The sequence below is a fragment of the Flavobacterium frigidimaris genome (genome assembly GCF_002217275.1).
GTDB lineage: Bacteria > Bacteroidota > Bacteroidia > Flavobacteriales > Flavobacteriaceae > Flavobacterium > Flavobacterium aquidurense.
Genome location: NZ_MUGV01000012.1, coordinates 111,572 through 117,597, shown reverse-complemented (window position 1 = coordinate 117,597; position 6,026 = coordinate 111,572). Strand labels below are relative to the sequence as shown.

The following is a 6,026-nucleotide window of genomic DNA, read 5'->3' as shown; positions in this document are numbered from 1 at the left end:
AAAATAGCGACTTTATAAACAATTGTATGTTAATAACCCGTTAAACTCACAAAAACGACGTCTAAAACTTAAATAAAGCTTAAAAATCAACAATTATTCAAAAGATGAGTTAAGAGATGGAAGAAGCAAAAAAAGGTCTTAAAATTAAATTATGAAGGTCACTTTTAATTAAAATTATCTATTAAAATATAAATATTAATAGTTTTTATATATAATAAATATAATCTTGTAAATTTTAATTATTGATCGTTAAAATTGATATAATGAAATTTACTTTTAATTTCGACAAGAATTCAAAGCTTTTGCAAAAGAAGCTTGAAAATAGCAACTTTATAAACATTCCGTTGTTAATAAGCTCTAAAGAAGGCTAAAAGAAGAGCTAAAACTAAAATAAAGCTTCTCTTTTAATTATTTTCTGAAAGACGAATTCTGTATCCGAAGAAGTAAAAAAACCGTTTAAAATCAATTTATATGGGTCACTTTTAATATAAAATTTTTATAAAATTTCACTTTTGAATAGAAAATATAAATAATAAAAAAAGCGCTTATAAAAAGCGCTTTTCAATAGATTTTAATGATGTTATTTCTTTACCATTTCAGAAAAAATTTCAATTTCTCGCTCTGAAGCATTTTTTGGAGGATTAGAATATAATTTTAAAATTTCATCTTGAAATTGATCTCTAAAATTTTCAACTTCTAAATCACGTAAATTTAAAAGTGCTTTTGATCGAACAAAAGAAGATTCACTTCTTAATGACATTGTATATAATTTTTTGATATCCTCTTCTTCAAAATCAGCAGATTTCAAATGAGAATATTTCAAAATAAACTGAGCAAATAACAACGAAGCCTTATTATTGTTAATATTTTTCTTTAATGAATTTTGCAACAACGAAAAACTTGAAACATTTTTGATGCTCTCCCCTATTGCACTTTCAATTGCAATACGTTCCGGCTTAGTTTCAACTTTAAAATATTTATTAATATCTTTTAAAGAATTATTGATACTATTTTCTTCCTTTTTACCTTTTTCTTCCCAGGCATCTTTCAATCCAACAGTTTTGTTAAATACTAATTTTGAAGCAGTTGAATCTTTATCAACAGTAAAATAACCTAAACGTTGAAATTGAAATTTATCTTCATTTTGAGCAGTTGCCAAACTTGGTTCTACAAATCCTTTGATGATTTCTAATGAATTTGGATTCACAAAATCTAAGAAATTCTTGTCTTTATAACTGTCCGGAGCTTCATCTGTAAACAAACGATCGTACATACGAACTTCTGCTTCAACTGCATGCTGAATAGAAACCCAGTGTAGAGTTCCAGATACTTTTCTTTGACTTGCTTCTGTTCCGCTTCCGCTTAAAGAATCGGTATCATAAGTAACATGAATTTCTGTAATATTTCCTGCCGCATCTTTTATAACACTTTCTCCTTTAATGATATATGCATTTTTAAGACGTACTTCTTTTCCTAAAGTCAAACGGAAAAACTTCGCTGGAGCTTCTTCTAAAAAGTCTTCTCTTTCAATGTATAATTCACGGGAAAAAGGTACTTTTCTGAAACCGGCATTCTCATCTTCCTGATTATTTTCTGCTTCCAACCACTCCTCTTTTCCTTCAGGATAATTTGTAATTACCAATTTTACCGGATCTAAAACAGCCATTACACGAGGTACAATTTTGTTCAGATCTTCACGAATACAGAATTCTAAAACCGATACATTGATTAAATTATCACGTTTTGCAATACCAATTGTATTCGCAAAATTACGCAATGAAGCAGCTGTATAACCACGTCTTCTTAACCCTGAAATAGTTGACATTCTAGGATCATCCCAACCGTTAACATGCTTTTCTTTAACTAGTTGCTGTAGTTTTCTTTTACTAACAACGGTATGTGAAAGATTACGTCTTGCAAATTCTCTTTGCTTTGGACGAATCTGATTTTCATCAATAATCTGGTCTAAAAACCAATCGTATAATTCACGGTGAGGCAAGAATTCAAGTGTACAAAAAGAGTGTGAAATCTCTTCTAAATAATCACTTTGTCCATGTGCCCAGTCGTACATTGGGTAAATTTTCCAATCGTCTCCGGTTCTATGATGATGTCTGTGTAAAATCCTGTACATAATAGGGTCACGCATCAACATATTCGTAGATTTCATATCTATTTTTGCACGAAGAATATGAGTTCCAGCCTCAAACTCGCCGTTTTTCATTCTTTCGAATAAATCTAAATTTTCTTCAACAGAACGATTTCTATACGGACTATCTGTTCCAACAGTAGATGGAGTACCTTTTTGAATCGCCATATCTTCAGAAGACTGACTATCAACATATGCTTTATCTTTTTTAATTAATAAAACGGCCCAATCGTACAATTGTTGAAAATAATCTGAAGCATAACGTTCTTCTGCCCAGGTATAACCCAGCCATTCGACATCTTTTTTAATAGCGTCAACAAATTCCTGCTCTTCTTTTTCTGGATTTGTATCGTCAAAACGTAAATTTACAGGAGACTGATAATCAATTCCTAAACCAAAATTTAAAGCAATAGAACTTGCGTGTCCGATATGCAAATAACCGTTTGGTTCTGGTGGAAAACGAAAATGAAGTTTAGTTTGTGAAAGACCTGATTTTAAATCTTCCTCTATGATTTGTTCAATAAAATTGAGTGATTTCTCTTCTGATGCCATTATTTTATAGTAATTTTAGCAAAGATAAAAAAAAGGTTTCAGGTTTCAGGTTTAAAGTTACTTAACTGGCATTAAACCTGAAACTTTAAACTTGAAACTAAATTTATTAGTATTTTTGTATAAATATTGAAGTTATGAGACAATTAACTGTTACAATTCCAGACGATTTTTACGAAACTTTTATTAGTTTTTTCAAACATGTTCCAGATGTTTCTATAAATGAAACTCAAGAGAATGAAATTCCGCTTTGGCAGCAAGAAATGGTTTTAGATCGAATCAAAAATGCTAAACCAGAAGATTATATAAGTTGGGAAGAATCTAAAAAAAAGCTTAACGCTAAATGGAATAAATAAATGTTGGAAATAATTATTCTCTTACGTGCTGACCTGGAAGCAGATGAGATTGCTGAATATTATGAATCTTTATCTAACGGATTAGGAACAAAATTCATAAATGAATATCAGGATTATGTAGAAACTTTAAAAACATTTCCTTTTTTTGAAGAAAAATATAATGTAGTTCGTACTTTACCTTTAAAGAAATTCCCTTATACAATTCATTTTACGGTTGATGAAAATGAAAAAATCGTTTCAATACAAGCTGTAACATCAAACTACCAAGATCCAAACACTACAAGAATAAAACTATAAAAATGGGAGTTATAAAACTTAAAAACATCCGTACTTTTTCCTACCATGGATGTTTAATTGAAGAAGGAAAAATTGGATCAGACTATACTGTTGATCTAAAAATTAAAGCCAATTTACAAAAATCAGCACAAACAGATCATCTTCTTGACACTGTTGATTATGTACATTTGAACAAAATTGTTACCGAAGAAATGGCAATTCGTTCGCATTTATTAGAACATGTGGCGAAAAGAATCAACATTCGTGTTCTGGCAGAAATACAAATGATAGAAAAAACTACAGTTTGGGTTTCTAAAATAAATCCTCCTATTGGTGGTGATGTTGAATCAGTTACTATAAAAATGACGGAAACTAGAAAGTAATTCTTTCGCTCAGAAAACTAATTTTTTTAAAATAGTTACTTTTAAAGTTTTGAATTTTAAAGATTTTAGTTACTTTTGCCATCCGTTCAAGCAATGGCGTCGTGGCCGAGCGGCTAGGCTGGGCTCTGCAAAAGCTCCTACTCCGGTTCGAATCCGGACGATGCCTCCAGAAGACCTTCAGAAATGTATCTCTTTTTTTATGTTTAATTTTTACTCATTTTTGTCATTGCGAGGAACGAAGCAATCTCATTCCTATAATCCGTATATATTGATATACTACACGAGATTGCTTCGTTCCTCGCAATGACAAAAAAACAGACTTTTAAACATAAAAAAACCTCTGCTTTAGAGAGGTTTAAAATATAATTCCAGTATCATTATCTTACTATTTTATAAAGCTTTTCAAGCTCTGATGGTAAACCAAAAGTATGAGTGTCAACTTTAGTTCCCAAAAATTGAGATTCTCCACAACCATTACAAATCTTGGCAATACCAATTATAGAATCATTTTTTTTTAAAATAAATATATCCCTATATTTTGGAATGCAGCTTGCTACATCTGGTGATAAAGAATCATTTTGTGTAAAAATTGTCTCTACTTCTTTCTTCTTTTCTTTAGTTAATTCTGTTTTAACAAAATGAAATTTTAATAAATCAGATTCAAAATTTGGTTCTGAAATAGTTTGAGGATAATTACCACTTAATAAACTACTTAACTTAATTTGATTATCAACAATTCTCTTTTTTCTGAGAATGTCATAAACCGAAAAATCAGAAATATCTAAATAATAGTGATCAATTTTATCTGCAATAAAAAAAGGTTCTAGATCCTTCTTTACAACTTCTTCCTTTTTAATTTCAGTTTTATTCGAGTTATTACAACTAACAAAAATCACAATTAAAATAAGTAAAAGTCTTTTCATGTAATTAAATATGACTACTTCTCAATCTTCTCAAAAGCATTTTTAACCATTTCTTTTTCTTTTGGAAACCAACCCTGGATCATTAAAGCAAATCCAAAAACCATTAAAACAATGCTTATAATTTTCTTTATTTTAAGAATATTATTGGGTGTCATTTTAGATTTTAATTGTTTGGCTAATAGTATTTTAATACAATCTACTAATAAATAAGTAACAATAACAGCAGTGAAAAAAGTAATCATTCTGGAGTTTTGCATTTCTAATTTTGGTCCGACAGAAATGATAACAGCCAGCCAAAAACCTAATACTCCTATGTTAATAACGTTCAGTAAAAAACCTTTTATAAACAAACTTCCATAATTTCTTTTGATGATATCGCGATCAATTTCTTCATCATCTATTTTTTCTTCATTTTTTAATCTTACGAAAGAAATTACACCATAAGCCAGCATAATTATTCCGCCAAAAATGAAAAGTGCCGGTTTATCTTTTAAACTCTGAATTAATCTGTAACTTCCTAAATACGCGATGGCTATAAAAAAAATATCACCTAATACTACACCAAAATCAAAGACTATTGCAGCTCTGAATCCTTTTGTAATACTGGTTTCCAGTAATATAAAAAATACTGGACCTACCATAAAACTTAAAAAAAGTCCCCATGGCAGTCCAGCCAAAATATCATTTATCATTCAAATAGAATTATTATTTCACTTCTTCGATTTTACCTCCAAAAACCGTTTTTTGATTAATTTGTCTAGGTTTTCCGTAAATGTAAATAGAGCCTCCTGCGCTTACTTTTGCATCAACAAGCGTAGTAGCATTCACATCTGCTTTTCCTCCCGCAGAAACGCTTACTGTAGTTTGAGAGGTAACTAATTTGCTAGCTAATAAAAAACCACCAGCTCCTAAACTTGCATCCTGGTTTGAAGCTTTCCCTGTCAAAGTAATTTCTCCTCCAGAAACTGAACTTACTTTTAGTTTATCAACATCTAAATCTACATTAATTTTACCGCCTTCCTGAGCACTTACCTTAAATGAAGTTGCTTTTACAGGTTCTGTGCTTGTAACAAGGGCACCTTCATTAACATCAATAAGTTCTATGTGTTTATAATACAATGTAATATCAAGCTCATCTCCAGATAATGGTTTAGATATAGTCATTCTTATTTTTAAGGTACCTTTTTTGTTGATAACCTCTACTTCTGATTCACGAGCTCCTTTAATGACCACTTTATTGTCTGAAGACGCTACTAATTTAACATGAAGTTTATCAAAAACTTTTACTTCATCAAAATCTCCTACTTCTTTCGTTACCTGTGCAAATGACATTTGTACAAATAAAATTGCAACACCAATTAATAACTTTTTCATATCTCTCTATTTTAATTTA

At 30.1% G+C, this 6,026-nt stretch carries 7 protein-coding genes and 1 tRNA gene; 4 read left to right on the top strand and 4 right to left on the bottom strand.

Annotation, left to right across the window (positions count from 1 at the left end; all coding sequences use genetic code 11):
* Nucleotides 1-580: 580 nt before the first annotated feature.
* Nucleotides 581-2,698 carry a glutamine--tRNA ligase/YqeY domain fusion protein gene (locus B0A65_RS06435; protein WP_074660131.1) on the bottom strand — a complete coding sequence of 706 codons (2,118 nt, stop codon included), beginning with the start codon at nucleotides 2,696-2,698 and terminating at the stop codon, nucleotides 581-583.
* A gap of 134 nt (nucleotides 2,699-2,832) precedes the next feature.
* Between B0A65_RS06435 and B0A65_RS06430 the strand changes: the two genes are divergently transcribed.
* From B0A65_RS06430 to B0A65_RS06415, 4 genes are all read left to right on the top strand, one after another.
* A complete protein-coding gene (locus B0A65_RS06430) occupies nucleotides 2,833-3,051 on the top strand; it encodes a hypothetical protein (protein ID WP_072970018.1) in 219 nt (72 codons plus the stop codon).
* A complete protein-coding gene (locus B0A65_RS06425) occupies nucleotides 3,052-3,348 on the top strand; it encodes a hypothetical protein (RefSeq protein ID WP_074660130.1) in 297 nt (98 codons plus the stop codon). It begins immediately after the preceding gene.
* Nucleotides 3,349-3,350: 2 nt separating this feature from the next.
* The gene (folB, locus tag B0A65_RS06420; RefSeq protein ID WP_074660129.1) at nucleotides 3,351-3,710 is read left to right on the top strand and encodes a dihydroneopterin aldolase; all 360 of its coding nucleotides are present in this window, start codon (nucleotides 3,351-3,353) and stop codon (nucleotides 3,708-3,710) included.
* Nucleotides 3,711-3,805: 95 nt separating this feature from the next.
* Nucleotides 3,806-3,879, top strand: a tRNA-Cys gene (locus B0A65_RS06415).
* A gap of 208 nt (nucleotides 3,880-4,087) precedes the next feature.
* On the opposite strand, the gene B0A65_RS06410 is transcribed toward B0A65_RS06415, so the two are convergent.
* Genes B0A65_RS06410 through B0A65_RS06400 form a run of 3 tightly spaced genes read right to left on the bottom strand, consistent with a single transcriptional unit; the run spans nucleotide 4,088 to nucleotide 6,007 of the window.
* Nucleotides 4,088-4,633: a hypothetical protein gene (locus B0A65_RS06410; protein WP_074660128.1), complete on the bottom strand. Its 546-nt coding sequence runs from the start codon at nucleotides 4,631-4,633 to the stop codon at nucleotides 4,088-4,090.
* A gap of 14 nt (nucleotides 4,634-4,647) precedes the next feature.
* Nucleotides 4,648-5,325 (bottom strand): LysE family translocator, encoded by a 678-nt coding sequence (locus B0A65_RS06405; protein WP_074660127.1) that lies wholly within the window; start codon nucleotides 5,323-5,325, stop codon nucleotides 4,648-4,650.
* A gap of 13 nt (nucleotides 5,326-5,338) precedes the next feature.
* Nucleotides 5,339-6,007, bottom strand: coding sequence for a head GIN domain-containing protein (locus B0A65_RS06400; RefSeq protein WP_074660126.1), 669 nt, complete (start codon nucleotides 6,005-6,007; stop codon nucleotides 5,339-5,341).
* Between the last annotated feature and the right edge of the window lie 19 nt (nucleotides 6,008-6,026).

Excerpts from the sequence above, each read along its gene's own strand:
- B0A65_RS06435 (WP_074660131.1), bottom strand. The coding sequence starts at position 2,698 with ATGGCATCAGAAGAGAAATCACTCAATTTTATTGAACAAATCATAGAG.
- B0A65_RS06430 (WP_072970018.1), top strand. The coding sequence starts at position 2,833 with ATGAGACAATTAACTGTTACAATTCCAGACGATTTTTACGAAACTTTT.
- B0A65_RS06425 (WP_074660130.1), top strand. The coding sequence starts at position 3,052 with ATGTTGGAAATAATTATTCTCTTACGTGCTGACCTGGAAGCAGATGAG.
- folB (WP_074660129.1), top strand. The coding sequence starts at position 3,351 with ATGGGAGTTATAAAACTTAAAAACATCCGTACTTTTTCCTACCATGGA.
- B0A65_RS06410 (WP_074660128.1), bottom strand. The coding sequence starts at position 4,633 with ATGAAAAGACTTTTACTTATTTTAATTGTGATTTTTGTTAGTTGTAAT.
- B0A65_RS06405 (WP_074660127.1), bottom strand. The coding sequence starts at position 5,325 with ATGATAAATGATATTTTGGCTGGACTGCCATGGGGACTTTTTTTAAGT.
- B0A65_RS06400 (WP_074660126.1), bottom strand. The coding sequence starts at position 6,007 with ATGAAAAAGTTATTAATTGGTGTTGCAATTTTATTTGTACAAATGTCA.